The organism is Acidovorax sp. GW823-FHT02H02 (assembly GCF_058797075.1).
Map to the genome: position 1 here is coordinate 52872 of NZ_JBXAJH010000010.1, position 25498 is coordinate 78369.

Consider the following 25498-nt stretch of genomic DNA (forward strand, 5'->3'; position numbering starts at 1 on the left):
CGATGCACATTTCCTCCGAAGCGCCTGGTGCGCACCCCTTTGCCACCCTGACCCCCGACGCCGTGCTCGACGCACTGGCCAGCGTGGGCCTGTATGGCGACGGCCGGCTGATGGCGCTGTCGTCCTACGAAAACCGTGTTTACCAGGTCACGCTGGAAGACGGCGAACGCGTGGTCGCCAAGTTCTACCGCCCCGGCCGCTGGAGCGAGGCCCAGATCCTCGAAGAACACGCCTTCGCCGCCGACCTCATGGCCGCCGAAGTGCCCGCCGTGGGCCCGCTGGTGCTGGGCGGGCGCACGCTGCACCCGCATGGCGGCTTCCAGTTTTCCGTCAGCCCCTGGCGCGGCGGGCGCCAGCCCGAGCTGGACGATTTCGAGGTGCTCGAATGGATTGGCCGCTTTCTGGCACGCATCCACACCGTGGGTGCGGCGCAGCCCTTCACGCACCGCCCCGCGCTCGACCTGCAGCAGTTCGGCACCGAGCCGCGCGACTGGCTGCTGGCGCACGACCTGATCCCGCTCGACGTGCAATCGGCCTGGCGCAACGCCTGCCAGCAAGCTCTTGATTTGATAGCTGCAAGCACAAACGAAACAAGCACCACAGGCCCATTTGGCTTGAAAGACGCGACCATGCTGCGCCTGCACGGCGACTGCCATCCCGGCAACATCCTGTGGACGCCCTTGGATGAATGGGGGCGCGGCGGCCCGCACTTCGTGGACCTGGACGACGCCCGCATGGGCCCGGCCGTGCAGGACCTGTGGATGCTGCTGTCGGGCGACCGGCGCCAGCGCACGCACCAGCTCGGCGCCCTGCTCGATGGCTACGAACAGTTCCGCAGCTTTGACCGGCGCGAGCTGGCCCTGATCGAACCGCTGCGCACGCTGCGCCTGATCCACTACAGCGCCTGGCTCGCCCGGCGCTGGCAAGACCCGATCTTCCCGATCAACTTTCCGTGGTTTGGCAGCAGCGACTACTGGAAGGGCCAGGTGGACATGCTGCACGAGCAGATCGAGGCGATGCAGGAGGAGCCGCTGGTAGGGTGAGGCATGGAAGGCGGGATGCGGCCAGGAGCGACTCCGCTGCACATGCTTCCTGCCCTCTCCATTACCAACACCGCGCCCGATCAGTCCATTTTGACGCCGGAGATTTTCACCAGCTTCTGGATCACAGGGTCTACGGCGTCGAAGTCTTTGCGGAACTGGGCCGACCCGCCTGGCACGCCCTCCAGGCCAAAAACCTGGAAGCGCGCCTTCATGGCGGTGGAATGGATGATTTCCACCGTCTCTTTTTCCAGCCGCTGCAAGATGGGCTTGGGGGTGCCGGCGGGCGCCAGCAGGGTGAACCAGGCGACGGTGTTGAATTCGGCGTCAGGGAAACCCTGCTCGGCCATGGTGGCGACGTCCGGCATGTCGGCCAGGCGCCGGGGGCCAAAGATGGCGATCGGCCGCACGCGCTGATCCTTGATCACGCCCTGGGCCGCAGCGACGGTTCCCAGGCCCCAGGGCACCACGCCGCCCGCCAGGTCCTGGATGTGCGGCGCCTCGCTCTTGTAGGCGACGTGGGTCATGTCCAGCTTGCGCGAATCACTCAGGTAGGCGCTCATCAGGTGGCCCGCCGAGCCCTGGCCGTAGGAGCCGTAGTTGACCTTGCCCTTGTTTTGCTGCGCCCAGGCCATGAATTCCTTCATGTTTTTTACCGGCACGTTGGCGTTGACCATCAACACCAGGCTGGTGGACGCCAGCTGGGTGATGAACTCGAAGTCTTTGCGGATGTCGTAGGGCACCTTGGCAAACATGTGGTGGACATAGAACACCGGCGTGGAATAGGCCACCAGCAAGGTGTGGCCGTCGGGCGCGGCGCGGGCCACGGCCTGGGTGCCCAGCATGCCGGATGCGCCGGTCTTGTTGTCCACCACCACGGCCTGGCCCAGGCGCTTGCCCAGCTGGTCGGCCAGCACGCGCGCCACCACGTCCGTGCCGCCGCCTGCGCCAGCCGGCACCACCAGGGTGATGGGTCGGCTGGGGTAGTTGTTGGCAGCGGCGCCGGTTTGCGCCTGCGCGAGCCCGGTGGCACCCAGGGCCAGGGCCAGGGTGGCCAGCAAGGTTGTGGTCTTCATGTGCCGTCTCCGTTTGTGTCATCAAGGATGACGATGTTGGGGGAACGCGGCGCCCCATGCCATTAGGGGATACCTGCAGCGCTGGCTGCTTCAGCAGCCCCCGTGCACCCTGCAGGCAGGCACGATCCGGCCGCTGGAGTCGCGCCACTGGATCTGGCCAGGGTCGGGTGCTGGGGCGGGTGCGTCGGCGGGGATATCGGGGGCCGCTGCAGGCCGCTGCGGGTCATGCAGCACGGTCGATGTGCCCACGCCTGCACCAACGCGGGCGCCGCCCACGCCGGTGGATGCACCAACGCCCGCGCCGCCCACCACCTGCCCGCGCTGGTTGACGCCGACACCCACGCCCAACGGCCCGGCGCCCGCGCCCACGCCGGCGCTGACCCCGCCACTGCCCACCCCCACGCCCACGGAGACGGGGCCGACGGGGATGCCAATGCCCACGCCGGCGCCCACCGAGCCGCAGCCCGACAGCATGGCGGCCAGCACCAGTGCGACGCAGGGCAGTGCTCGCGACAAGGTCAGCATGGCCAGGCTTTGCGCGGTGCGGCTTACGCCAGCAGCGCGTTGACGCGCTTGACGTAGGCCGACGGGTCCTCGGGCAGGCCACCTTCGGCCAGCAGGGCCTGGTCGAACAGGATGTGCGCCAGGTCGTGGAAGTGCACGCTGCCGTCGAGCTTTTTCACCAGCGCGTGCTCGGGGTTCACCTCCAGCACCGGCTTGGTTTCGGGGGCCTGCTGGCCGGCCTGCTTGAGCATGCGGACGAGCTGGGTGCTCATGCCGTCGTCCTGCACCACCAGGCAGGCGGGCGAATCCACCAGGCGCGAGGTCACGCGCACGTCCTCGGCCTTGTCCTTGAGCGCCTCTTTCAGCTTGGCCAGCACGGGCTTGAAGGCTTCGGCGGCTTCTTCTGCGGCCTTTTTCTCGGCTTCGTCCTGCAGCTTGCCCAGGTCCACCGCGCCCTTGGCCACGCTTTGCAGCGGCGTGCCGTCAAAGTCGTGCAGGTAGTTCAGCGCCCACTCGTCCACGCGGTCGGTCATCAAGAGCACCTCGATGCCCTTCTTCTTGAAGACTTCGAGCTGCGGACTGTTCTTGGCGGCCGCCAGGGTGTCGGCGGTGATGTAGTAGATGGCCTCCTGGCCTTCCTTCATGCGCGCCTTGTAGTCGGCAAAGCCCACAGTGAGGGTGTCGCTGCTGGTGCTGGCAAAGCGCAGCAGCTTGGCCAGGCGCTCGCGGTTGCCGAAGTCTTCGCCCAGGCCTTCCTTCAGCACGGCGCCAAACTCGCTGTAGAACGCGGTGTACTTGCCTTCCTTGGCCTTGTCGTCGGCATCGACCACATCGGTCACGCCATCGGCATTCTGCGTGGTGTCATGCCGGTCGTGCTTGGCCAGGTCTTCCAGCATGCTCAGCACACGCTTGGTGCTGCCCTCGCGGATGGCGCGCACGTCGCGGCTTTCCTGCAGCAGCTCGCGGCTCACGTTGAGCGGCAGGTCGGCCGAGTCGATCACGCCCTTGACGAAGCGCAGGTAGCTGGGCATCAGCGCCTCGGCGTCGTCCATGATGAACACGCGCTTCACATACAGCTTCACGCCGGCCTTCTTGTCGCGGTTCCACAAATCGAACGAGGCCTTGGCGGGGATGTAGAGCAACTGCGTGTATTCGGTGTTGCCCTCGACGCGGTTGTGCGCCCAGGTCAGCGGGGCCTCGTGGTCGTGGCTGATGGTCTTGTAGAACTCGGCGTACTGCTCGTCGGTGATGTCCTTCTTGGGGCGCGTCCACAGGGCGCTGGCCTTGTTGATGGTTTCCCACTCGCCGGTCTTGACCATGCCGCCGGGCTGGCGGCCGCCGTTTTCGTCATTGGGGTTGATGAGCTCGCCGTCTTTCCACTCTTCCTTTTCCATCAGGATGGGCAGGCTGATGTGGTCGGAGTATTTGGCGATGACCTGCTTGAGCTTCCAGGCGTTGAGGTATTCCTCGGCATCGTCGCGCAGGTGCAGGATGACGCTGGTGCCGCGCGCGGGGCGGGTGATGGTCTCGACCTCGAAATCGCCGCTGCCGCCGCTCACCCAGCGCACGCCTTCGTCGGCCTTCAGGCCCGCGCGGCGCGATTCCACGGTGATCTTGTCGGCCACGATGAAGCCCGAATAGAAGCCCACGCCGAACTGGCCGATGAGCTGGGCATCCTGCTTCTGGTCACCCGAGAGCTTGCCCATGAAGTCCTTGGTGCCGCTCTTGGCAATGGTGCCCAGGTGGTCGATGGCCTCCTGCGCGCTCATGCCGATGCCGTTGTCGGTGATGGTCAGCGTCCTGGCTGCCTTGTCGAAGGTGACCCGCACTTCGACGTTGGGGGCGTCTTCGTACAAGGCGTTGTTGTTCAGCGCTTCAAAGCGCAGCTTGTCGCAGGCATCGGAGGCGTTGGAGACCAGCTCGCGCAGGAAGATTTCCTGGTTGGAATACAGAGAATGGGTGACAAGGTGCAGCAACTGGGCCACTTCGGCCTGGAAAGACAGGGTTTGTTTGCTCATGGTGTCGGTTTCTGGTGCCATCAATGAAAAAGGGGAACGGCCCGTAGCTGGGGGCGCGGGGCAAATTATCCATAGCGCGCAAGGGCCGGCGTGCCAAGCAAGCCCACCCCCACCGGGCCGCACGGGCTCAGGATGGATGCAACGTTTGACAATTCATTGCCAAATGAGGCCATCGCTCGTCTTTTTCAACATTTAGGGTTATTGTGGTGCGGTTCTGCGCAAGCAGAGCTGGCTGCCGCCAATACCGCCACCACACTTTTCTTCCAGGGAGTATCACCATGGACAGCAACGTCAAGAAATGGTCCGCCGAATTCATCGGCACGTTCTGGCTCACCTTTGGCGGCTGCGGCAGCGCGGTGTTGGCGGCTGCGGCAGCGCGGTGTTGGCCGCTGCCTTTCCGCAACTTGGCATCGGCTTTCATGGCGTGGCGCTGGCCTTTGGCCTGACGGTGCTTACCGGGGCCTACGCGCTCGGCCCGATCTCGGGCGGGCATTTCAACCCGGCCGTTTCGCTGGGTCTGGTGGTGGGCGGGCGCTTCAAGGCGTCGGAACTGCCCGGCTATGTCATTGCCCAGGTGCTGGGCGCCATCGCGGCAGGGGCGGTGCTGTACGCGGTTGCCACCGGCAAGCCCGGCGCCGAGCTGGGCGGCTTTGCCACCAACGGCTATGGCGCACATTCGCCCGGCGGGTACGGGCTGGTGTCGGCGCTGGTGATCGAGGTGGTGCTGACGGCCATCTTCCTCATCGTAATCCTGGGCGCCACGGCGCGGCGGGCCGCGAGCGGCTTCGCCGGCCTGGCCATCGGCCTGTGCCTGACCTTGATTCACCTGATTTCCATTCCCGTGACCAACACCTCCGTCAACCCCGCACGCTCCACCGGCGTGGCCGTGTTCGGCCCCGAGATCGCCATGGGCCAGCTCTGGGTTTTCTGGGTGGCCCCCCTCCTGGGTGCGGCCATTGGCGCCCTGATCTACCGGAGCCTGCTGTCGAACGGGCAGGAAGACTGAGCCCCGCACCGACCTCCGACCACCACGCGGCCCGCGCATGGCATGGTCGACCCGCTGACCGACGCCGAAGCCCGCTTTGGCGCACTGCAGAGCTACCAGGTCACGCTGCGCTCCACCCATGGCGCGGGCGTGCAGGAGGTGATCCGCTACTTCTACCGCAAGCCGGGGTGGGTGCGCATGGAATTCGAGCAGCCGCACCGGGGTGCCATGCTGGTCTATGCCCCGGACACCCGGCGCGTGCGGCTGTGGCCCTTCGGCCTGGGCCATTGGCCGGCGCTGGACCTGGCGCCGGACCATCCGCTGCTGCACAACCCGCACGGCCACCGCGTCGATCGCTCGGATGTGGGCGTGCTGCTGGGCAACATGCTGGCGCTGCGCCAGCGCGGCAGCATGTCGCCACCGGACGCGGCGGCGTGGGCCGGCCAGCCGGCGACCGCCCTGGACATCACCGGGCCGCCCGGCGGCGGCGCGGACACGGTGCAGCGCTATCGGGTATGGCTGGCCAGCGACACCCTGTTCCCGCTGCGGATGGACAGCTTCGCGGCCAACGCGGGCCTGCTGGAGAGCGTGGACATGGGCGATGCGCAAATCGACGTGCGATTTCCCGAGCATTTCTTCACCCCCTGAGCATTCGCCCCGCATGCGCGCACCTTCCGCCACCGTTTACCGCCTGACCACGCGCTGGGGCTTTGACGCACCGCTGGACGCCGTATGGAACGCCATCGTCGATGCGGAGCACTGGTCGACCTGGTGGCCGGGCATGGACTGCGTGACCCTGGAGCCCGGCGATGCCCAGGGCCTGGGCGCGCTGCGGCGCTACACCTGCCGCGGCGCCCTGCCCCTGCACCTGCGCTTCAACGCCCGGGTCACGGATATCAGCCCGCAACAGCGGATCGAGGGGCGGGCCTGTGGCGACCTCGTGGGCATGGGCCGCTGCCGCCTGGGCCATGCCCAGGGGCAGACCACCGTCTGCTTCGACTGGCAGGTGCACACCACCGGCGTCTGGCTGAACCGCCTCGCACCGCTGACCCGGCCGCTGCTGCGCTGGAACCACGACCAGCTCATGCGGGCCGGGGGCCGGGGACTGGAACGCCTCCTGGCACGCAGCGCGGCCGGCAGCACTGTCAAAAAAGAGAGCGTGTGACGCTTTTACCTGAAGGAGAAATTTCCCTCTGGAACCGCCCAACGGCACGCGCCATCAGCTCACTTTTTTGCAGCATTCAACGCATCAGAACCGCTCGCCCGGCGCCAGGTAGCGCCATTGCCCAACAGGCAGGTTGCCCAGCACCACGCGGCCCATGCGGATGCGCTTGAGTCCCACCACCTTGAGGCCGACCTGCTCGCACATGCGGCGGATCTGGCGCTTCTTGCCCTCGGTGAGCACGAAGCGCAGTTGCTCGGGGTTCTGCCACTCCACCTTGGCCGGCTTGAGCGGCTGGCCGTCCAGGCTCAGGCCGTGGCGCAGGCGCGCCAGCAGTTCGGGCGGAAACACCGCCTGCACGTTGGTGCTGACGGGGTCGCGTTCGTTGATTTCCTGCAGTGGTGCGCTGCGCTCGCCGGGGTGCCGTGGCGCGGCCTGGCCGGGCCCTTCGTAAACCACGCGCACCAGATATTCCTTGTCGATCGTGGAGTCCTCGCCAATCAGCTGGCGGGCCACGCGGCCGTCCTGTGTCAGCACCAGCAGGCCCACCGAGTCGATATCGAGCCGCCCGGCGGGCGCCAGTCCGCGCAGCTGCGGCGGCGAAAACCGGATGCGGCTGGGATCATCGCGCCAGTGCGTGCGCGGGTTGATCAGTGCCACGGCGGGCGTATGGCCGTCCTCGGCCTGGCCGCTGACATAACCCATGGGCTTGTGCAGCAGGATGGTGACGCGCTGTTCCTGAAAACCCTGGGCGACCTTGTCCACCTCGATGCGGTCGGCGGCCGTGACCTGCAGGCCCATCTCCGCCACCTCGCCGTTGACCTTGACCCAGCCCTGGGCAATCCAGTCGTCGGCCTCGCGGCGCGAGCACAGGCCCAGCTCGGCCATGCGTTTGTTCAGGCGGGACGTGACCAGCCCGTTGGCAGCGACTGCAGGGGCCGCCCGCACGGGCGCCTGGCGAACCGGTGCCACAAACGGGCCCGACGCCGTGCGGTAGTTGGGGGGCGCGGGGCCCCTGGAGGGCCGGGGCGGCGGGGCAGGCCGGACAGGCGCTGCCTTGGCCGCCACGGTGGGGCGGCGCAGCACGGCGCGCGCGGGGGCGGCTGCGGGCGCTGCAGGCACAGAAGCGGGTGGGCCGCCCGCGTCGGAGGCGGGGGCGGCAGCGGGGCCGGCAGGCGGGCGGGGGCGGGAAGAAGACATGTGCGTATTTTCGCCTGCCAAGCCAGGCTGCCCCATGGCGCTGAGCCTGGCGCGCCTGCCAGGCCAAAAAATCACCGGCCGGCAAAGGCCGCGCAATGCGACAGCTACCCGGCTTCTTTCCGCTGAAAGATGCTGGACCGCAAGGCGCACAGATCCAGTACCCGCAGCCCGCCATATTCGATGCGAATGGCCCCTTGCCGCTCCAGCGCCGCCAGGGCCTCGTTGACCCGCTGGCGCGACAGCCCCACCAGATAGGCCAGCTCCTGCTGCGTGATGCGCAACACCTCGCCCACGCCGGGATACAGCACGGGGTTGAACAGCGAGGCCAGGCTGCGCGCCACCCGCACATCGGGGTTGTTCAGCCGGTCGATCTCGCGCGCGGCAATGAACTGGGCCAGGCGCTCGTTGAGCTGGTTCATCACGAAGCGGTTGAAACCGATGGAGTGGTCCAGCAGCCAGTGGAAGGTGTCGATCGGCAGCCCCGCCACCACGCTCTTGCGCAGGGCCTGGATGTTGTAGCGGTAGGGCTCGCGCTTGAGCGCGGTGCCCTCGCCAAACCAGCCGCCGGGCGGCACGCCGGTGAAGGTCATGGTCTGGCCCTGGGCGTTGTCGCTGCTCATCTTGAGCAGGCCCTCTACCACGCCAAACCAGTAGGTCACCGGCCGTCCGAGACGGCAGACAAAGTCGCCCGCTTTCGCGTCCCCCACCCGCAGCGAGTCCACGGCGCGCTCGCGTTCTGCGGGCAGCAGCGGGGCCAGCCACGGGATATCGTCCAGTTCCGCCTCGGTGGGCGGACGGCGGCGCTGGTGCAGGGACAGATCGTGGGTCATGTGCGTGTCTTCGGGGCGGTGCAGAGTCGGTTGCTTTCGTTGGACCGGGCATCAAGGGTTCAACCCCATGAGGACTTTCCCGCAAATTGTCGTCCGAAAGACATGCCAGCGTCAAAGCCCGTCCTAGCATGGAACCCAATGCACTGCCCCAGCCTGCAGCGCGCCCGGCAGCCACCGGGCTGACACCACCCTTATTAGGAACCGGAATGAAGACCACGTTCCCGCAACTGCTGCTCCAGCATGCCGCCGAGCGCCCCACGGCCCCGGCGCTGCGCGAAAAAGAATACGGCATCTGGCAAACCTGGAGCTGGCAGGAGGCCGCCGAAACCGTGCGCCACATGGCCTGCGGCCTGGCAGCCCTCGGACTGGAGCGGGGCCAGAACCTCGCGCTGGTGGGCGACAACCGCCCCCACCTCTACATGGGCTTCATTGCCGTACAAAGCCTGGGCGGTATTCCCATTCCCCTGTACCAGGATGCCGTGGCATCCGAGATGGCCTTCGTCATGGAAGACGCCGAGGTCCGGTTTGTCTTCACCGAAAACCAGGAGCAGGTGGACAAGCTGCTGGAAGTGCGCGAGACCCTGCCCGGCATCGCGCACATCATTTACGACGATCCGCGCGGCCTGCGCGACTACGACCAGCCCGGCCTGATCAGCACCGAAAAGCTCCTGGCCCTGGGCGCCGAATGGGACCGCGCGCACCCCGGCGCCTGGGATGCCATGGTGGCCAGGAACCAGCCCGACGATGTGTCGGTGATCCTCTACACCTCGGGCACCACCGGCAAGCCCAAGGGCGTGTGCCAGACCCACGCCAGCTTCATCGCATCGGCGCAAGGCGGGGTAGAAGTCGATGGACTGAACCCCAACGACAACGTCATCTCCTACCTGCCCCCGGCCTGGGTGGGCGACCACCTGTTCTCGCTCGCGCAATGGCTGGTGGCGGGCTTCACCATCAATTGCCCCGAGTCGGCCAGCACCGTCAACATCGACCTGCGCGAAATCGGCCCCACCTACTATTTCGCGCCGCCGCGCGTGTTCGAGGGCATGCTGACCTCGGTCTCCATCCGCATGGAAGACGCCGCGCCCGCGAAACGCTGGCTCTATGCCCGGTGCATGAACCTGGCCCGCCGCGTGGGTTCCGACATCCTGGACGGCAAGCCCGTGGCGCTGTCGGACCGCATCCTCTACCGCCTGGGCGACATCGCCATCTATGGGCCGCTGCGCAATGTGCTGGGCCTGTCGCGCCTGCGCGTGGCGTACACCGCCGGCGCTGCCATCGGCCCCGACCTGTTCCGTTTCTTCCGCTCGATCGGCATCAACCTCAAGCAGCTTTACGGCCAGACCGAAACCTGCGCCTACGTGTGCATCCAGAAGAACCGCCAGGTCAAGCTCAACACCGTGGGCCAGGCCGCACCGGGCATCGAGCTCAAGATCGCCGACAACGGCGAGGTGCTGGTCAGGGGCGTGTCGGTGCTCAAGGAGTACTACAAGCGCCCGGACGCCACCGCCGAGGTGATCGACGCCGACGGCTACTTCCACACCGGCGATGCCGGCGTGCTCGATGAAGACGGACACCTGCGCATCATCGACCGCGCCAAGGACGTGGGCAAGCTCCATGGCGGCGCCATGTTCGCGCCCAACTACATCGAGAACAAGCTCAAGTTCTTCCCGCAGATCAAGGAGGTGGTGTGCTTCGGCCACCACCGCGACCAGGTCTGCGCCTTCATCAACATCGACTATGAAGCCGTGGGCAACTGGGCCGAGCGCCAGGGCCTGCCCTACGGCGGCTACGTGGACCTGGCCTCCAAGCCGCAGGTGCTGCAGCTGATTGCGGACTGCATTGCCCAGGTCAACGCCGATCTGGCCGCCGAGGCCGGCATGGCCGACACCCAGGTGGCGCGCTTTCTGGTGCTGCACAAGGAACTGGACCCCGACGACGACGAGCTCACCCGCACCCGCAAGGTGCGCCGCAATTTCATTGCCGAGAAATACGCCGTGCTGGTGGACGCGCTCTACACGGGCAAGGCCGAGCAGTTCATCGAAACCCAGGTCAAGTTCGAGGATGGCCGCACCGGCAGCGTGAGCGCCACGCTCAAGATCCTCGACGCCAAGACCCATGCGCCTGCCAAGGCCGCCGCCTGAGACACCGGAAAGCAGCCCATGAACCAGAAAAAGATTGGCGACGTCATCCTGGACGTCAAGAACATCAGCCTGCGGTTCGGCGGCGTGAAGGCGCTGACCGACATCTCGTTCAACGTGCGCGAGCACGAGATCCGCGCCATCATCGGCCCCAACGGTGCCGGCAAGAGCTCCATGCTCAACTGCATCAACGGCGTGTACACGCCGTCCGAAGGCTCCATCACCTTCCGGGGCAAGACCTTTGCCCACATGAACTCGCGCCAGGTGGCCGAGATGGGCGTGGCGCGCACGTTCCAGAACCTGGCGCTGTTCAAGGGCATGAGCGTGATCGACAACATCATGACCGGCCGCAACCTCAAGATCAAAAGCAATCTGCTGCTGCAGGCGCTGCGCATCGGCCCGGCCGAGCGCGAGGAAATCCGCCACCGCGAGTTCGTCGAGCACATCATCGACTTTCTCGAAATCCAGGCGCACCGCAAGACCCCCGTGGGCCAGCTGCCCTACGGCCTGCAAAAGCGCGTGGACCTGGGCCGGGCGCTGGCCATGGAGCCGCAGGTGCTGCTGCTCGATGAGCCCATGGCGGGCATGAACGTCGAGGAAAAGCAGGACATGTGCCGCTTCATCCTGGACGTGAGCGCCGAGTTTGGCACCACCATCGTTTTGATCGAACACGACATGGGCGTGGTGATGGACATCTCGGACCGCGTGGTCGTGCTCGACTACGGCAAGAAGATCGGGGACGGCACCCCCGATGAAGTGCGCAACAACGAAGACGTGATCAGTGCCTACCTGGGCACCAGCCACTGAAGGCCGGAGAACACACATGGCATTCTTTCTTGAAACCCTCATTGGCGGCCTCATGGCCGGCATGCTGTATTCCCTGGTGGCGCTGGGCTTCGTGCTGATCTACAAGGCCTCGGGCGTGTTCAACTTTGCACAGGGCGCGATGGTGCTGTTCGCGGCGCTGGCCATGGCGCGCTTTGCCGAATGGATTCCGAAGTGGACCGGCATCGACAATCCCATCGTGGCGAATCTCGCGGCCTTCGTGATCGCGGGCGCCATCATGTTCGTGGTGGCCTGGGTGATCGAGCGGCTGGTGCTGCGCCACCTGGTGAACCAGGAGGGCGCCACGCTGCTCATGGCCACGCTGGGCATTACCTACTTCATGGAAGGCCTGGGCCAGACGCTGTTCGGCAGCGACATCTACAAGATCGACGTGGGCATGCCCAAGGACCCGATCTTCATGCTGGAAAGCATGTTCCAGGGCGGCATCCTGGTGAACAAGGAAGACGTGATCGCCGCCGCCATCGCCGCGGCGCTGGTGGCCCTGCTGTCGGTTTTCTTCCAGAAGACCTCCACCGGCCGCGCCCTGCGCGCCGTGGCCGACGACCACCAGGCCGCCCAGTCCATCGGCATCCCGCTCAACCGCATCTGGGTGATCGTGTGGTGCGTGGCCGGTGTCGTGGCCCTGGTGGCCGGGATGATCTGGGGCAGCAAGCTCGGTGTGCAGTTCTCGCTGACCACCGTGGCGCTGCGCGCGCTGCCGGTGGTGATCCTGGGTGGCCTCACCTCGGTGCCCGGCGCCATCATCGGCGGGCTGATCATCGGCGTGGGCGAGAAGCTCTCCGAGGTGTACCTGGGCCCCTATGTGGGCGGTGGCATCGAGATCTGGTTTGCGTATGTGCTGGCGCTGGTGTTTCTTCTCTTCAGGCCTCAAGGGCTCTTTGGAGAAAAAATTATTGATCGCGTGTAAGTCATCACAAGAACAACAGGAGACACACCATGCTCTACCGCGAAAACGGCCAGTTCAAGACCAGCTACCGCGCCGACCAGCAGATCTTCCCGATCGCGCAGGACCGCCTTGCCATCGGCATCCTTCTGGCCATTGCCTTCATCGCCGTGCCCATGCTGGCCAGCGACTACATCTTCCGCGCCATCCTGATCCCCTTCGTGATCATGTCGCTGGCGGCCCTGGGGGTGAACATCCTGGTCGGCTACTGCGGCCAGATCTCGCTGGGCTCGGGTGCCTTCATGGCCGTTGGCGCCTATGGCGCCTACAACTTCTTCGTGCGCTTCCCGGGCATGCCGCTGATTCCGGCGCTGATCCTGGGCGGGCTGTGCGCCACGTTCTTCGGCATCCTGTTCGGCCTGCCCAGCCTGCGCGTGAAGGGGCTGTACCTGGCCGTGGCCACGCTGGCCGCGCAGTTCTTCAGCGACTGGATGTTCCTGCGCATCAAGTGGTTCACCAACAACTCCGACTCGGGCTCGGTGTCGGTGAGCAGCCTGCAGGTGCTGGGCCTGCCCATCGAGAGCGCCACCAGCAAATACCTGTTCTGCCTGGCCCTGCTGGTGATCGTGGCCCTGCTGGCCAAGAACCTCGTGCGCGGCGCGATCGGACGCGAATGGATGGCCATCCGCGACATGGACGTGGCCGCTGCCGTGATCGGCATCCGCCCCATGTACGCCAAGCTCAGCGCGTTTGCCGTGAGCTCCTTCATCATCGGCATGGCGGGCGCGCTGTGGGCCTTTGTGCACCTGGGTGCCTGGGAGCCGGCCGCGTTCTCGGTGGAAATTTCGTTCCGGCTGCTGTTCATGGTGATCATTGGTGGCCTGGGTTCCATCATGGGTGGCTTTTTCGGCGCGGCCTTCATCGTGGTGTTGCCCATCGTGCTCAACCAGTTCCTGCCCGCACTCCTCGGCGTTTTTGGCATCGAAATCTCCACCGCCGGTGTCTCGCACGCTGAACTGATGATTTTTGGCGCCCTCATCGTCTGGTTCCTCATCGTGGAGCCGCACGGCCTGGCCAAGCTGTGGTCCACCGCCAAGCAGAAGCTGCGCCTGTGGCCGTTCCCCCACTGAGCGTGCAGCCCTTGAGGAAACCCCTTACACGCAATTCCCGATACGGACTGCCTGCATTGCCGCGTTAACTGTCTGTCCATCTGGTTTTCCCCCGTGCTTCAACACATTCATCCAAAGGAGACATCCATGAAGCTTTCGAAACTCGTGATCGCTGCCGCAGTGGTCGCCGCAGGCGCGTCGTCCGTCACGACCAGTGCCTTCGCGCAAGCCAAGGAGCAGTTCTTCCCGCTGCTGTCCTACCGTACCGGCCCCTATGCACCCAACGGCGTGCCATGGGCCAACGGCAAGCAGGACTACATCAAGATGATCAACGCGCGCGACGGCGGCATCAACGGCGTCAAGCTCACCTTTGAAGAGTGTGAAACCGGCTATGCCACCGACCGCGGCGTGGAATGCTACGAACGCCTCAAAAGCAAGCCCGGCGTCTCGCTGTTCGACCCCCAGGCCACCGGCATCACGTTTGCACTGACCGAAAAAGCCCCCGTGGACAAGATCCCGCTGATGACGCTGGGCTACGGCCTGTCGGTGGCGCAGGACGGCCAGGCGTTCAAATGGAATTTCCCCTACATGGGCAGTTACTGGACGGGTGCCGACATCCTGATCCAGCACCTGGGCAAGGCCAACGGCGGGCTGGACAAGCTCAAGGGCAAGAAGATCGCCCTCGTGTACCACGACAGCCCGTTCGGCAAAGAACCGATCCCGCTGCTGCAGGAACGCGCCAAGATGCATGGCTTCGAGCTGCAGATGCTGCCCGTGACCGCACCCGGCGTGGAACAGAAAGCCACCTGGCTGCAGGTGCGCCAGAGCCGTCCCGACTACGTGCTGCTGTGGGGCTGGGGCGTCATGAACTCCACCGCACTGAAGGAAGCCCAGGCCACGGGCTACCCGCGCGACAAGATGTACGGCGTGTGGTGGGCCGGTGCCGAACCCGACGTGCGCGATGTGGGCGAAGGCGCCAAGGGCTACAACGCGCTGGCGCTCAACGGCTATGGCACGCAGTCCAAGGTCATCCAGGACATCCTCAAGAACGTGCACGACAAGGGCCAGGGCACGGGACCCAAGGATGAAGTGGGCTCGGTGCTGTACACCCGCGGCGTGATCATCCAGATGCTGGCCGTCGAGGCCGTGCGCCGCGCGCAGGAGCGCTTCGGCAAGGGCAAGGTCATGACCGGCGAACAAGTGCGCTGGGGCATGGAGAACCTGTCCCTCGACCAGAAGAAGCTGGATGCGCTGGGCTTCAAGGACCTGATGCGTCCGCTGTCCACCAGCTGCGCCGACCACATGGGTTCCACCTGGGCACGGGTGCACACCTGGGATGGCAAGAAGTTCAACTTCTCGTCCGACTGGTACCAGGCCGACGAGCAGATCCTGAAGCCCATGGTCAAGGCGGGTGCCGACAAGTACCTGGCGGACAAGAAGATGACGCGCCGGGATGCGGGGGATTGCCAATCTTGAGGACATCCCCCTGAGGCGCTGACGCGCCTTCCCCCTTCTCTCTTAGCGCTTCGCGCTGCGGGAAGGGGGACAACGCCAGCGCGGCGGGGCGGCCCTTGCGCGGCGTTCCTGGCCTGGGCAGCGACAGTTTTTACGGCCAGTGATCAGCGGTTGCTCCTGCGGGCAGCCGCCAATCGAAAGGGTTGCAAGCACAGCCCTCCCGATTGGCACAGCGAAGGCAACACCATGGACTCTCAAAAAATCGTTCTCAACGTCAACGGCATCGAGGTCATCTACAACCACGTGATCCTGGTACTCAAGGGCGTCTCGCTGCAGGTGCCCGAGGGCGCCATTGTGGCGATTCTGGGGGGCAACGGCGCCGGCAAGACCACCACGCTGCGCGCCATCTCCAACCTGCTCAAGGGCGAGCGCGGCGAGGTCACCAAGGGCACGATCGAGCTGCGCGGTGAGCGCATTGAAAACCTCTCGCCCGCGGATCTGGTCAAACGCGGTGTGGTGCAGGTCATGGAAGGCCGCCACTGTTTCGCCCACCTGACCATCGAAGAGAACCTGATGACGGGCTCGTACACCCGCACCAGCAAGGCCGAGGTCGCGGCCAACCTGGAGAAGGTCTACAACTACTTTCCGCGCCTGAAGACGCGCCGCACCTCGCAGGCCGCCTACACCTCGGGCGGCGAGCAGCAGATGTGCGCCATCGGCCGCGCGCTCATGGCCAACCCCAGCGTGGTGCTGCTCGACGAACCCTCGATGGGGCTGGCGCCGCAGATCGTGGAGGAGGTGTTCAACATCGTGAAAGACCTCAATGCCAAGGAGAAGGTGACCTTCCTGCTGGCCGAGCAGAACACCAACATGGCACTCCAATATGCCGACTACGGCTACATCATGGAAAGCGGCCGCGTGGTGATGGACGGCGCTGCCACCGATCTGGCCAACAACGAGGACGTCAAGGAGTTCTACCTGGGCGTGGGCGGCGGCGAGCGCAAGAGCTTCAAGGACGTCAAGAGCTACAAGCGCCGCAAGCGCTGGCTGGCTTGAGAAGCCCCCTGTGGCGCTGCGCGCCTTCCCCCTCAGGGGGACGCCACCCCTGGACTGGCAAAGCCAGATCCACGGTGGCGCTGGTATCAGGCAGCGCCAGTTTCGATCGCACCGCATTGAATCATCACAAAAAATGCTCTTAATTTCATAGTTAACAGCTATTTATTGATAAGCACTAGATGCCAGTTTCACCCCTAATCACCGCACTGGAACCATTCGCATGAGCACGTTCTACGACGCCCTGGAAACCCGCGACCCGGCACAACGCGAAGCCCAACTGATGGCGGCCCTGCCTGCGCAGATCGCCCATGCGCAGCGCCATTCGGCCGCCTTGGGGCAGATCCTGCAAGGCGTGGATGCGGCCAGCGTCACCAGCCGCGAGGCCCTTGCGCGCCTGCCGGTCACGCGCAAGCACGAGCTTCAGGAGCGCCAGCAGGCCGGGCGCGCCGACAACGTTTTTGGCGGATTTGCCACCATTGGTTTCGGCGCTGCCATGCCGCGCGTTTTCTCCAGCCCCGGCCCGCTCTACGAGCCCGAGAGCACTCGCCGCGACTACTGGCGCATGGCGCGCGCGCTGTACGCCGCCGGTTTTCGCGCCGGCGAGCTGGCCCACAACTGCTTCAGCTACCACTTCGTGCCAGCCGGCTCGATGATGGAAAACGGCGCCCATGCACTGGGCTGCACGGTGTTTCCGGGCGGTACCGGCCAGACCGAGCAGCAGGTGCAGGCCATGGCCGAGCTGCGCCCGGCGGGCTACATCGGCACACCGAGCTTTCTCAAGCTGATCCTTGAAAAAGCCGCCGAACTCCAGCAGCCCCTGCCCAGCGTGACCAAGGCCCTGCTGTCGGCAGAAGCCTTTCCGCCGTCGCTGCGCGACTGGTTCGCCGAACGCGGCATCGCTGGTTACCAGTGCTACGGCACGGCCGACCTGGGCCTGATTGCCTACGAAACCGCGGCGCGCGAAGGCCTGGTGCTGGACGAAGGCGTGATCGTCGAGATCGTGCGCCCCGGCACGGGAGACCCGGTGCCCGAGGGCGAGGTGGGCGAAATCGTGGTGACCACCCTGAACCCCGACTATCCGCTGGTCCGTTTTGGCACCGGCGATCTCTCCGCCGTGTTGCCCGGCTTTTGCCCCACCGGCCGCACCAGCACCCGCATCAAGGGCTGGATGGGGCGCGCCGATCAGACCACCAAGGTGCGCGGCATGTTCGTGCACCCAGCGCAGGTCGCCGCCATCGCGCGCCGGTTTCCGCAGGTGCTGCGGGCCCGGCTGGTGGTGAGCGGCGAGATGGCCAGCGACCAGATGGTGCTGCAGGTCGAAACGCACGAAACCGCCGAGGGCTTTGCACGCCAGCTCGCCGACGTTGTACGCGAGGTGACCAAGCTGCGCAGCGAGGTGCAGATGGTGGCCCCGGGCTCCCTGCCCAACGATGGCCGCGTCATTGAAGACGCGCGCAGCTATCGCTGAAAAACATGCCCGCGCCCCCCCCCCCCGAATGCGGGTTGCGCAGGCGAGCGCAGGACACAGAACGCATCAGCGTTTACCCTTATAAAGCTATCAATTACATAGCTATAAAACTCCATACATATTAGTTTTCGAGGTTTATTAATTTAATTCATATCCGACAAGCTTTAAGTGATTTCCTCAATACCCCTTTGAGGCGGCCTCGTTATCATGGCGCGTCAAATTACCGGAGCGTTCCATGAAAACGATGCTGAAACTCGCACTGCTCGCCACCGCAGCAGCCGCCACACTGGGCGCACAAGCCCAGGATTATCCCGCCAAGGACAAGACCGTCACCCTGGTGGTGCCCTTTACCGCGGGCGGCCCCACAGACCGCGTAGCCCGTGACCTCGCAGAAGCCCTGCGCAAGCCGCTGGGCGCCAACGTGGTCGTGGACAACACGGCAGGCGCCGGCAGCTCGATCGGCGCAGCCCGCGTGGCCCGCGCAACCCCCGATGGCTACACGCTGCTGCTCAACCACATTGGCATGTCCACCATGCCTGCGCTGTACCGCAAGCTGTCGTTCAGCGTGCCCAACGATTTCGAGTACCTGGGCATGGTCAATGATGTGCCCATGACGCTGATCGCCCGGCCCAACATCCCGGCGAACAACATGAAGGAACTCACTGCCTGGATTGACCAGAACAAGGGCAAGATCAATCTGGGCAACGCGGGTCTGGGCGCGGCCTCTCACCTGTGCGGCCTGATGTTCCAGAACGCCATGCATGTCGAAATGACCACGGTGCCCTACAAGGGCACGGCGCCGGCCATCACCGACCTGATCGGTGGCCAGATCGACCTGCTGTGCGACCAGACCACCAACACCACGTCGCAGATCGAAGGCAAGAAGGTCAAGGCCTTTGCCGTGACAACCGCCAAACGCCTGAAGACACCGGCACTCAAGGACCTGCCCACGCTGGCTGAGTCGGGGCTGAAGAATTTTGAAGTGACCATCTGGCACGGCCTGTACGCGCCCAAGGGCACGCCAGCCGCCGTTGTGACCAAAATCAACGACGCCCTGAAGGTGGCCTTGAAGGACCCCGACTTCATCAAGAAGCAGGAAGGCCTGGGCGCCGTGGTGGTGACCGACAAGCGCGTCGAACCCGCTGAGCACAAGAAATTCGTGCAGGCCGAGATCGACAAGTGGGGCGCCGTCATCAAGGCCGCCGGTACCTACGCCGACTGAGCCCGTCCCGCTTTCAGCTTGGACACAGCCAGCCGCCTGCCCCTTGGGGCCAGGCGGCTTTTTTCTGGCGCGGACCCACGCGTACACGGCTGCACGCGCCGCATGGTTGGGGTTATCCACCTGCACGGCTGCGCCCGGGACGCGTAGAACCCAGGGGTCTCCCACTGAAAGGAAGTTCATGGCCTTGTTCATCCACCCGCCCCGCCGTCAAAGCCTTGCAGCCATGGTGGCGCTCTCCCTGGGTTGCGCCCTCGCTGCGCTGCCGGCCGCCCATGCCCAGGGCACCTGGCCCACCAAGCCGGTGCGCATCGTCGTACCCTTCGCACCGGGCGGCACCACGGACATCCTGGCGCGCGCGCTGGTACCGGACCTGAGCCGTGCGTTCGGCCAGCAGTTCATCGTGGACAACCGGGCAGGCGCGGGCGGCAACGTCGGCGCGGAAATCGTGGCCAAGTCCCCGGCAGACGGCTACACGCTGCTGATGGGCACCGTCGGTACGCACGGCATCAACCGCGCGCTCTACGCCAAGCTGCCTTACGATCCCATCAAGGATTTTGTGCCGGTGACGCTGGTGGCCGCCGTGCCCAACGTGATGGTGATGAACACCGACAAGGCCAAGGCCCTGGGGGTGAACAATGTGCAGGATTTCATCCGGGCGGCCAAGGCCAGCCCGGGAAAGATGAACATGGCATCGAGCGGCAACGGCACCTCCATCCATCTGGCTGGCGAGCTCTTCAAGAGCATGACGGGCACCTACATGCTGCATCTGCCGTACCGCGGCTCGGGGCCGGCACTGATGGACATGGTGGCCGGCAATGCCGATGTCATGTTTGACAACCTGCCCTCGTCGATGGCGCAGATCAAGGCCGGCAAGCTGGTTGCGCTGGCGGTGACCAGCAGCCAGCGCTCTGCGGCCCTTCCCGATGTGCCCACGGTGGAGCAGGCCGGCGGCCCGGCGCTCAAGGGCTATGAAGCCAGTTCGTGGTTTGGGCTGCTGGCGCCGGCAGGCACGCCGCCCGACATCGTCAACCGTGTCCAGCAGGAAGTCGCCAAGGCCCTGGCATCACCGGGCATGAAAGAGCGCTTGATGGCACAGGGGGCCATTCCCGGCGGCAACACGCCCACCGAGTTTGCCCGGCATATCGACAATGAGCACCGCAAATGGGCGGGCGTGGTGAAAGCCTCTGGCGCAAAGGTCGACTGACTTGCACGCGGCAGGGGTCCCTGCGTGCACCGCGTCAGGCGCCCCACACCACGTCGCGCTCCTCGGCGACCGAGCGGCGCAGCATTTCGAGAAACGGCGCCGCACGCTGGCGAAGGCGCACGGTGTCCGGGCGCTCCGCGCCATCCTCGTCGGCCTGTTCCTGGGCAACGGCGGCAAGGGCCTCGTCGGCTGCAACGGCAGCTTCCAGCGCAGCCATGGCACCAGGGATCTGTGCGGCCGTGATGATGCCGCTGGTGCCTGGGGTCTTGCCAATGATCTGAAGGATCTGGCGCCCTTGGGGTTCGAGCATGATCAGATCGGGGGCTGATCGGGACTTGAATTTATAGAGCATACAGCGGAGTCCTTGGTGTACATGTAATCGCGCGTGAACGGATACGCCGATTGTGCGCCGGTCATGGTGCCAGAGCGCATGTCGCCATCGGGGCGCACTGCCAGTATCTGGTGCAATGCCATCCAGCCGCGCTCAAACCCCAGCGCACTACCCGCCAGATACAGGCGATAGGCGCGCAGCGTCTTGTCCGCTTGCTCGGCTGTGGCCTGCTGCTGCAACACCTCGCGGGCGGGCTCCAGCACGGCTTCCAGCGCATCGGACCAGGCCCACAGCGTGCGGGCGTAATGGGGCCGCAGATTCTCGGTGTCCACCATCTCCAGCCCGGCCTGCGCCAGGTCGTGCAGCACGGCGCTGGCATGGAGCAGCTCGCCGCCCGGGAAAATGTACTGCTCGATGAAATCGCCCATGCCGGCGCCCAGCTGGACGTTGTCCACGCCACCGGCGGTGATGCCGTGGTTGAGCAGCAAGCCGCCCGGGCGCAGGAGCTTGCGCACGGCGACAAAGTAGGCGTGCATCTTCGCCCGCCCCACATGCTCAAACATGCCGACAGAGGCCACCTTGTCAAAGGGCTGCCCGGCCTGCAGTTCACGGTAGTCGCACAACTGCACGCGCACGCGCCCCTGGAGCCCGCGCGCCGTGATGAGTTGCTGCACATGCACATGCTGGTTGCGCGACAGGGTGATGCCGGTCGCGTCCACGCCATAGTGCTCTGCCGCCCACAGCAGCAGCGCCCCCCAGCCAGCGCCAATGTCCAGAAAGCGCTCACCCGGCTGCAGGCGCAGCTTGCGGCAGATCAGGTCCAGCTTGGCCTCCTGCGCGCGCGCCAGCGTCATGCCGGGGTGGCAAAAATAGGCACACGAATACACCCTGCGTGGATCCAGCCACAGGGCATAGAAATCATCCGACAGGTCATAGTGGAACCGCACATGGCGGGCATCGTGCTGGAGCGTGTGCACCGCCATCGATCTGGCGCGCGCCAGCACACGGTGCCACCAATGCTGGTGCGGGTCCTGCACCGGGCTGGTTGCCAGCAACCCGGCGGCAGCTGCCATCAATTCGCGCATGCTGCCTTCCAGCGCCACCTTGCCCTCGACAATCGCTGCGCCGACGTTCCCGATCTCACCCGTGGCCAGCGCCACCAGCGCCATGCGGTCCCGAAACCAGAGCGTGACGGCCGCGTTGCGCGCCCCCAGCCGCTGCCCTGCCGGCAACTGAACCGCCATGCGGACCGGCAGCGCCTCCAGCCGCCCCTCCAGGATGCGCAGCAAGTGTTTCATGGTTGTGCATTCTTGAAGCTGGCGGCCGGCACGTCAACACCTTGCCTGGCCGGCGGCGCTCGCCGGCCGCCGACACGGGCCGATCACGCGCCAGGGCAGCAGCATGGGTTCGATGCTTTTACCTTGGCTTGCTTCCACGCCAGGCCCCTCCAAGATGCCGATGCGCGCGTCGGGCCTTCGCCGTTGGGATACGGCAGGCCCCGATGCATGGCCCATGGTGGGCCGACGCCATCGGCCCACGCCGCGCGAAGCTCGCTGCCGCCCGGAGCAGCGGGTTCGTCAGGCAGATACGGCGCCAGGCACCTGACTGGCCAGCGCATGCCGCGCGGTGACCGTTGCCATCACACCCATGAAATGCCCGAACGCGGGCGTCGCGCGGCCGGGCACCTTGGCGGCATCGTCGTAGCGGCGCAGCCGGATGGCTTCGCTGGCGAATGGCTGGGAGGCAAATTGCACCGCCTCCTCTACCGAGTACGCACCCCCTTGCAACTCCAGGCTTTGCCGGGAAGCAGGCGACAGTGCTTCCCAGTACCCTTGTTCCATGGTGCAGAGGTAGCGCTTGGCATCGACATGCAGCCGCACGGGCTCCAGCACGGCACGTGGCAGCAGGGCCCGCAGGAAAGGCAGCGCCACATACTGGTGCAGATCATCGTGGCCCGCACGGTCTGCCGCCCCACCGTCTGGCGCCAACAGGTGTCCAATGTCATGCAGCAGCGCCGCGGCCACGGTTTCCGGCGTTTCACCGGCCAGTTCGGCCAGGTGGGCGCACTGCAACGCGTGCTCGAGCTGGCTGACGGCTTCGCGGCCATACTGCTCCTTGCCGCGGGTCACCAGCACATGCGAAATATCGATCAGGGTCAACGCCATGGGGGCTCCAGTGGCGGCGTTACACCAGGGCCTTTCGAACGCGTGCAGACACCAGGTCGATGGCACTCACGGTCACCACGATGATGAGCATCACCGCACAGGTTTCGGCATATTGAAAGCCACGGATGATTTCCCACAGCACCACGCCGATCCCCCCGGCACCCACCATGCCCACCACCGACGCGGAACGCACGTTGGCCTCGAAACGGTAGAGCGTGAATGAAATCCACAGCGGCATCACCTGCGGAATCACGCCATAGATGATTTCATGCAAGGCACTCGCCCCGGTCGAGCGGATGCCTTCCACGGGCTGGGGATCGATGGCCTCCACCGCCTCGGAAAACAGCTTGGCCAGCGTGCCCGAGGTATGGATCCACAGCGCCAGCACGCCCGCGAAAGGCCCCAGGCCCACGGCCACCACGAACAGCATGGCAAAGACCATTTCGTTGATGGCACGGAAGGTATCGAGCACGCGGCGCATCGGCTGGTACACCCACCACGGCACGATGTTGGACGAGGCCAGCAACGCCAGAGGCACGGCGGTCAGCACTGCCAGGGCCGTGCCCCACAGCGCGATCTGCAAGGTGACGAGCATCTCCTGCACATACAGCTGCCACTGCGCAAAATTGGGAGGAAAGAACTCTGCCGCATACCGTGCCATGTTGCCCGAGTCCTGCAGCAGGTCCAGAGGGCGCATGTCGGCACCCTTCCATGAAGCGGCCAGCAGCACCAGCAGAATGCCCCAGGACAGGTACCAGCCCAGGCTGCGCTTGGGTGCGGTGGCCTGGGCCAGGTGGGTGAGCGAAGGGGTCAGGGCAGAAGACATGGATATACCTGCAATCACCGGGGCGGCGGGCAGCAACTGCTGTTGTCAGCCCACCGCCGGCACAAGAGTGGAACGCTTTACTTCAGGGACGCCAGCTGCTGATCGATCTCGGCCAGGCGGGTCTTCTTCTCGGTCTCGGCCAGTGTGCTGTCGGCTTCGATCTTGTTGCGCTTGCCGAACAGGTCGAGCTGGCGGATCGGGGTGAGCTGCGCATTGCTCGACGGCTTGAAGCCCGACAGCTTGGAGATCTTCATCACGATCTCCTTCTCGCGGGGATCGGTCTTGGCGTAGTTGTAGAAGAAATTCTTGATCTTCGTCTTGGTGGCCTCGGGCAGCTCCTTGTGCATCACCAGCGGGTCGAGCGCGATGAGGGGCGAGGTCCAGACGATCTTGATGTCCTTGAACTTCTCGGGCTGCCGTTCCTGGATCTTGCCGAGGTTTTCGCTGTTGTTGGTGGCCACATCGACCTGCTTGTTGGCCACTGCCAGGGCATTGGTCTCATGGTTGGCGCTGCGCACGATCTTGAAATGCGTCTTCACGTCGACCTTGTTCTGTGCAAAGGCGTAGTAGCCAGGCACCAGGAAACCCGAGGTGGAGTTGGGGTCACCGTTGCCGAAGCTCAGCGACTTGCTGTTCTTGAGCACGTCATCCAGCGTGGCCAGGGGGCTGTCCTTGTGCACGATGAGGTGCGAGTAATAGCCCTGCGTGCCATCGGCGTTGACCATTTGGGCAAACACTTCGCCGTTGGCGCGGTCCACGGCTTCCATGGCCGATTTGTTGCCCAGCCAGGCCACCTGCACCTTGTTGAAACGCATGCCTTCGATGATGCCGGCGTAGTCGGGCGCAAAGAACGCCTTGATCTTGAAGCCGGTCTGCTGGGCCATGTCGTCGAGCAGAGGCTGCCAGTCGGCCTTGAGGTTCTGCGTGGCCTCGGTGGAGATGATGCCGAAGTTGATGTCCTGGGCAAAGGCCCCCGTCATGCCCAGGCCCAGGGCCATGGCTGCGCACAGTTTCTTGATCATGAAAACTCCCGTGAATGGAAAGAGCGAAAGAAAGGAATCAGGCCGCCTGGGCCAGGGGCGGCATCCAGCCGGCCACCGGCGAAACCGCAGGCGCGGCAGCCGAAGGCAAAGGATTCGCACCCGTCAGGATCTCGTCGGCCTGCACGCCATAGAGCTCACGCAGCAGCCCGGGGGTGAGTGCAGCGGATGGGCCGTCGTACACCACGCGGCCCTGGTGCAGTGCCACCACGCGGGGGCAGTATTTGATGGCCACATCCACCTGGTGCAGCGACACGATGACCGTGCTGCCGTCTTCGCGGTTGATGCGCGCCAGGATGTCCATGACCTTGCGCGAAGACTCGGGGTCGAGCGAGGCGATGGGCTCGTCGGCCAGCACCACCTTGGCGCCCTGCACCAGGGTGCGGGCAATGGCGGCCCGCTGCTGCTGCCCGCCCGACAGGGTGGAGGCGCGCTGGGCGTGGCAGTCGGCAATGCCGACACGGGCCAGCGCCTCCAGCGCCAACGCGCGTTCGTGCGGCCTGAACAGCCGCAGCCAGCCGCGCCAGCGCGGCGTGCGGTGCAACAGGCCCACCAGCACATTCATCAGTACCGGCAAACGGTCCACCAGGTTGAACTGCTGGAACACGAAACCCACCTGCGCCCGCACCTGGCGAATGTCACGGTGGATGCGACCACCCTGCTGCACGCAGCGGCCGTCCACCTCGATCAGCGAATCGCTGGCGCCGTCGGCCACCACCAGCCCGGCCACGTGGCGCAGCAGGGTCGATTTGCCAGAACCGGATGCACCGATCAAGGCCACCATCTCGCCACGCTGCACGGTCAGGTTGATGTCGCGCAAGGCGTGCTTGCCATTGGCAAAATGCTTGTTCAGTTGCTGTATGCGAAGTGCTGTAGACATCACATGGCCCTCAAGTCGTCTAGACAACCCAGTGTGCGGCTGCCTCATGACATGGTTTTG

General features: G+C 65.4%; 25 protein-coding genes. 13 read left to right on the plus strand and 12 right to left on the minus strand.

What is annotated here, in order from left to right:
- Positions 1-2: 2 nt before the first annotated feature.
- On the plus strand, positions 3-1043 hold the full coding sequence (locus tag AC1RDS_RS12160) for a serine/threonine protein kinase (RefSeq protein WP_492227054.1): 1041 nt from the start codon (positions 3-5) through the stop codon (positions 1041-1043).
- A gap of 80 nt (positions 1044-1123) precedes the next feature.
- Here AC1RDS_RS12160 and AC1RDS_RS12165 read toward each other — a convergent pair whose 3' ends face one another.
- From AC1RDS_RS12165 to AC1RDS_RS12180, 4 genes are all read right to left on the minus strand, one after another.
- A complete protein-coding gene (locus tag AC1RDS_RS12165; RefSeq protein WP_492227055.1) occupies positions 1124-2116 on the minus strand; it encodes a Bug family tripartite tricarboxylate transporter substrate binding protein in 993 nt (330 codons plus the stop codon).
- Positions 2117-2206: 90 nt separating this feature from the next.
- Positions 2207-2641 carry a hypothetical protein gene (locus AC1RDS_RS12170; protein ID WP_492227056.1) on the minus strand — a complete coding sequence of 145 codons (435 nt, stop codon included), beginning with the start codon at positions 2639-2641 and terminating at the stop codon, positions 2207-2209.
- A gap of 23 nt (positions 2642-2664) precedes the next feature.
- Positions 2665-4638 (minus strand): molecular chaperone HtpG, encoded by a 1974-nt coding sequence (htpG, locus tag AC1RDS_RS12175; RefSeq protein WP_492227057.1) that lies wholly within the window; start codon positions 4636-4638, stop codon positions 2665-2667.
- A 127-nt stretch (positions 4639-4765) separates the two neighbouring features.
- A complete protein-coding gene (locus AC1RDS_RS12180) occupies positions 4766-5059 on the minus strand; it encodes a hypothetical protein (RefSeq protein ID WP_492227069.1) in 294 nt (97 codons plus the stop codon).
- Between AC1RDS_RS12180 and aqpZ the strand changes: the two genes are divergently transcribed.
- Genes aqpZ through AC1RDS_RS12195 form a run of 3 tightly spaced genes read left to right on the plus strand, consistent with a single transcriptional unit; the run spans position 4982 to position 6788 of the window.
- On the plus strand, positions 4982-5644 hold the full coding sequence (gene aqpZ, locus AC1RDS_RS12185; protein ID WP_492227068.1) for an aquaporin Z: 663 nt from the start codon (positions 4982-4984) through the stop codon (positions 5642-5644). The genes AC1RDS_RS12180 and aqpZ overlap by 78 nt on opposite strands.
- 42 nt (positions 5645-5686) lie before the next feature.
- Positions 5687-6271 (plus strand): DUF1571 domain-containing protein, encoded by a 585-nt coding sequence (locus AC1RDS_RS12190; RefSeq protein ID WP_287878616.1) that lies wholly within the window; start codon positions 5687-5689, stop codon positions 6269-6271.
- 13 nt (positions 6272-6284) lie between these two features.
- On the plus strand, positions 6285-6788 hold the full coding sequence (locus tag AC1RDS_RS12195; RefSeq protein WP_092697499.1) for an SRPBCC family protein: 504 nt from the start codon (positions 6285-6287) through the stop codon (positions 6786-6788).
- 84 nt (positions 6789-6872) lie between these two features.
- On the opposite strand, the gene AC1RDS_RS12200 is transcribed toward AC1RDS_RS12195, so the two are convergent.
- Positions 6873-7673, minus strand: a complete 801-nt coding sequence (locus AC1RDS_RS12200; RefSeq protein ID WP_425285648.1) for a pseudouridine synthase — start codon at positions 7671-7673, stop codon at positions 6873-6875.
- A 416-nt stretch (positions 7674-8089) separates the two neighbouring features.
- Positions 8090-8815 (minus strand): Crp/Fnr family transcriptional regulator, encoded by a 726-nt coding sequence (locus tag AC1RDS_RS12205; protein ID WP_287878620.1) that lies wholly within the window; start codon positions 8813-8815, stop codon positions 8090-8092.
- Between the two features lie 206 nt (positions 8816-9021).
- Between AC1RDS_RS12205 and AC1RDS_RS12210 the strand changes: the two genes are divergently transcribed.
- The 9 genes from AC1RDS_RS12210 to AC1RDS_RS12250 all read left to right on the plus strand — a co-directional run bounded on the left by AC1RDS_RS12210 (position 9022) and on the right by AC1RDS_RS12250 (position 20196).
- Positions 9022-10956, plus strand: coding sequence for an AMP-dependent synthetase/ligase (locus tag AC1RDS_RS12210; RefSeq protein WP_092697497.1), 1935 nt, complete (start codon positions 9022-9024; stop codon positions 10954-10956).
- A gap of 18 nt (positions 10957-10974) precedes the next feature.
- The gene (locus tag AC1RDS_RS12215; protein ID WP_092697496.1) at positions 10975-11760 is read left to right on the plus strand and encodes an ABC transporter ATP-binding protein; all 786 of its coding nucleotides are present in this window, start codon (positions 10975-10977) and stop codon (positions 11758-11760) included.
- Positions 11761-11776: 16 nt separating this feature from the next.
- Entirely contained in the window at positions 11777-12706 is a 930-nt protein-coding gene (locus AC1RDS_RS12220) for a branched-chain amino acid ABC transporter permease (RefSeq protein ID WP_092697495.1), read from the plus strand.
- A 29-nt stretch (positions 12707-12735) separates the two neighbouring features.
- Positions 12736-13812, plus strand: coding sequence for a branched-chain amino acid ABC transporter permease (locus tag AC1RDS_RS12225; protein WP_092697494.1), 1077 nt, complete (start codon positions 12736-12738; stop codon positions 13810-13812).
- Positions 13813-13938: 126 nt separating this feature from the next.
- Positions 13939-15267: an ABC transporter substrate-binding protein gene (locus tag AC1RDS_RS12230; RefSeq protein ID WP_026436225.1), complete on the plus strand. Its 1329-nt coding sequence runs from the start codon at positions 13939-13941 to the stop codon at positions 15265-15267.
- A 225-nt stretch (positions 15268-15492) separates the two neighbouring features.
- Entirely contained in the window at positions 15493-16302 is an 810-nt protein-coding gene (locus AC1RDS_RS12235) for an ABC transporter ATP-binding protein (protein ID WP_092697551.1), read from the plus strand.
- A gap of 220 nt (positions 16303-16522) precedes the next feature.
- Positions 16523-17770 (plus strand): phenylacetate--CoA ligase family protein, encoded by a 1248-nt coding sequence (locus AC1RDS_RS12240; protein ID WP_287878421.1) that lies wholly within the window; start codon positions 16523-16525, stop codon positions 17768-17770.
- Between the two features lie 235 nt (positions 17771-18005).
- Positions 18006-18992: a tripartite tricarboxylate transporter substrate-binding protein gene (locus tag AC1RDS_RS12245; protein ID WP_092697492.1), complete on the plus strand. Its 987-nt coding sequence runs from the start codon at positions 18006-18008 to the stop codon at positions 18990-18992.
- 178 nt (positions 18993-19170) lie between these two features.
- Positions 19171-20196 (plus strand): Bug family tripartite tricarboxylate transporter substrate binding protein, encoded by a 1026-nt coding sequence (locus AC1RDS_RS12250; protein WP_092697491.1) that lies wholly within the window; start codon positions 19171-19173, stop codon positions 20194-20196.
- A gap of 34 nt (positions 20197-20230) precedes the next feature.
- On the opposite strand, the gene AC1RDS_RS12255 is transcribed toward AC1RDS_RS12250, so the two are convergent.
- The 6 genes from AC1RDS_RS12255 to phnC all read right to left on the minus strand — a co-directional run bounded on the left by AC1RDS_RS12255 (position 20231) and on the right by phnC (position 25438).
- Positions 20231-20548, minus strand: coding sequence for a DUF1840 domain-containing protein (locus AC1RDS_RS12255; RefSeq protein WP_092697490.1), 318 nt, complete (start codon positions 20546-20548; stop codon positions 20231-20233).
- Positions 20509-21825 carry a class I SAM-dependent methyltransferase gene (locus AC1RDS_RS12260; RefSeq protein WP_092697489.1) on the minus strand — a complete coding sequence of 439 codons (1317 nt, stop codon included), beginning with the start codon at positions 21823-21825 and terminating at the stop codon, positions 20509-20511. The genes AC1RDS_RS12255 and AC1RDS_RS12260 overlap by 40 nt, the downstream gene beginning before the upstream one ends.
- Before the next feature lie 279 nt (positions 21826-22104).
- Entirely contained in the window at positions 22105-22692 is a 588-nt protein-coding gene (locus tag AC1RDS_RS12265; protein ID WP_092697488.1) for a phosphonate degradation HD-domain oxygenase, read from the minus strand.
- 19 nt (positions 22693-22711) lie between these two features.
- The gene (gene phnE, locus AC1RDS_RS12270) at positions 22712-23518 is read right to left on the minus strand and encodes a phosphonate ABC transporter, permease protein PhnE (protein ID WP_092697487.1); all 807 of its coding nucleotides are present in this window, start codon (positions 23516-23518) and stop codon (positions 22712-22714) included.
- Positions 23519-23595: 77 nt separating this feature from the next.
- On the minus strand, positions 23596-24540 hold the full coding sequence (gene phnD, locus AC1RDS_RS12275) for a phosphonate ABC transporter substrate-binding protein (protein ID WP_092697486.1): 945 nt from the start codon (positions 24538-24540) through the stop codon (positions 23596-23598).
- Between the two features lie 37 nt (positions 24541-24577).
- Entirely contained in the window at positions 24578-25438 is an 861-nt protein-coding gene (phnC, locus tag AC1RDS_RS12280) for a phosphonate ABC transporter ATP-binding protein (RefSeq protein WP_092697485.1), read from the minus strand.
- Positions 25439-25498: the final 60 nt, after the last annotated feature.

Coding starts and splice junctions, on each gene's coding strand:
- AC1RDS_RS12160 (WP_492227054.1), top strand. CDS start 3: ATGCACATTTCCTCCGAAGCGCCTGGTGCGCACCCCTTTGCCACCCTG.
- AC1RDS_RS12165 (WP_492227055.1), bottom strand. CDS start 2,116: ATGAAGACCACAACCTTGCTGGCCACCCTGGCCCTGGCCCTGGGTGCC.
- AC1RDS_RS12170 (WP_492227056.1), bottom strand. CDS start 2,641: ATGCTGACCTTGTCGCGAGCACTGCCCTGCGTCGCACTGGTGCTGGCC.
- htpG (WP_492227057.1), bottom strand. CDS start 4,638: ATGAGCAAACAAACCCTGTCTTTCCAGGCCGAAGTGGCCCAGTTGCTG.
- AC1RDS_RS12180 (WP_492227069.1), bottom strand. CDS start 5,059: ATGAAAGCCGATGCCAAGTTGCGGAAAGGCAGCGGCCAACACCGCGCT.
- AC1RDS_RS12190 (WP_287878616.1), top strand. CDS start 5,687: ATGGTCGACCCGCTGACCGACGCCGAAGCCCGCTTTGGCGCACTGCAG.
- AC1RDS_RS12195 (WP_092697499.1), top strand. CDS start 6,285: ATGCGCGCACCTTCCGCCACCGTTTACCGCCTGACCACGCGCTGGGGC.
- AC1RDS_RS12200 (WP_425285648.1), bottom strand. CDS start 7,673: ATGGCCGAGCTGGGCCTGTGCTCGCGCCGCGAGGCCGACGACTGGATT.
- AC1RDS_RS12205 (WP_287878620.1), bottom strand. CDS start 8,815: ATGACCCACGATCTGTCCCTGCACCAGCGCCGCCGTCCGCCCACCGAG.
- AC1RDS_RS12210 (WP_092697497.1), top strand. CDS start 9,022: ATGAAGACCACGTTCCCGCAACTGCTGCTCCAGCATGCCGCCGAGCGC.
- AC1RDS_RS12215 (WP_092697496.1), top strand. CDS start 10,975: ATGAACCAGAAAAAGATTGGCGACGTCATCCTGGACGTCAAGAACATC.
- AC1RDS_RS12220 (WP_092697495.1), top strand. CDS start 11,777: ATGGCATTCTTTCTTGAAACCCTCATTGGCGGCCTCATGGCCGGCATG.
- AC1RDS_RS12225 (WP_092697494.1), top strand. CDS start 12,736: ATGCTCTACCGCGAAAACGGCCAGTTCAAGACCAGCTACCGCGCCGAC.
- AC1RDS_RS12230 (WP_026436225.1), top strand. CDS start 13,939: ATGAAGCTTTCGAAACTCGTGATCGCTGCCGCAGTGGTCGCCGCAGGC.
- AC1RDS_RS12235 (WP_092697551.1), top strand. CDS start 15,493: ATGGACTCTCAAAAAATCGTTCTCAACGTCAACGGCATCGAGGTCATC.
- AC1RDS_RS12240 (WP_287878421.1), top strand. CDS start 16,523: ATGAGCACGTTCTACGACGCCCTGGAAACCCGCGACCCGGCACAACGC.
- AC1RDS_RS12245 (WP_092697492.1), top strand. CDS start 18,006: ATGAAAACGATGCTGAAACTCGCACTGCTCGCCACCGCAGCAGCCGCC.
- AC1RDS_RS12250 (WP_092697491.1), top strand. CDS start 19,171: ATGGCCTTGTTCATCCACCCGCCCCGCCGTCAAAGCCTTGCAGCCATG.
- AC1RDS_RS12255 (WP_092697490.1), bottom strand. CDS start 20,548: ATGCTCTATAAATTCAAGTCCCGATCAGCCCCCGATCTGATCATGCTC.
- AC1RDS_RS12260 (WP_092697489.1), bottom strand. CDS start 21,825: ATGAAACACTTGCTGCGCATCCTGGAGGGGCGGCTGGAGGCGCTGCCG.
- AC1RDS_RS12265 (WP_092697488.1), bottom strand. CDS start 22,692: ATGGCGTTGACCCTGATCGATATTTCGCATGTGCTGGTGACCCGCGGC.
- phnE (WP_092697487.1), bottom strand. CDS start 23,518: ATGTCTTCTGCCCTGACCCCTTCGCTCACCCACCTGGCCCAGGCCACC.
- phnD (WP_092697486.1), bottom strand. CDS start 24,540: ATGATCAAGAAACTGTGCGCAGCCATGGCCCTGGGCCTGGGCATGACG.
- phnC (WP_092697485.1), bottom strand. CDS start 25,438: ATGTCTACAGCACTTCGCATACAGCAACTGAACAAGCATTTTGCCAAT.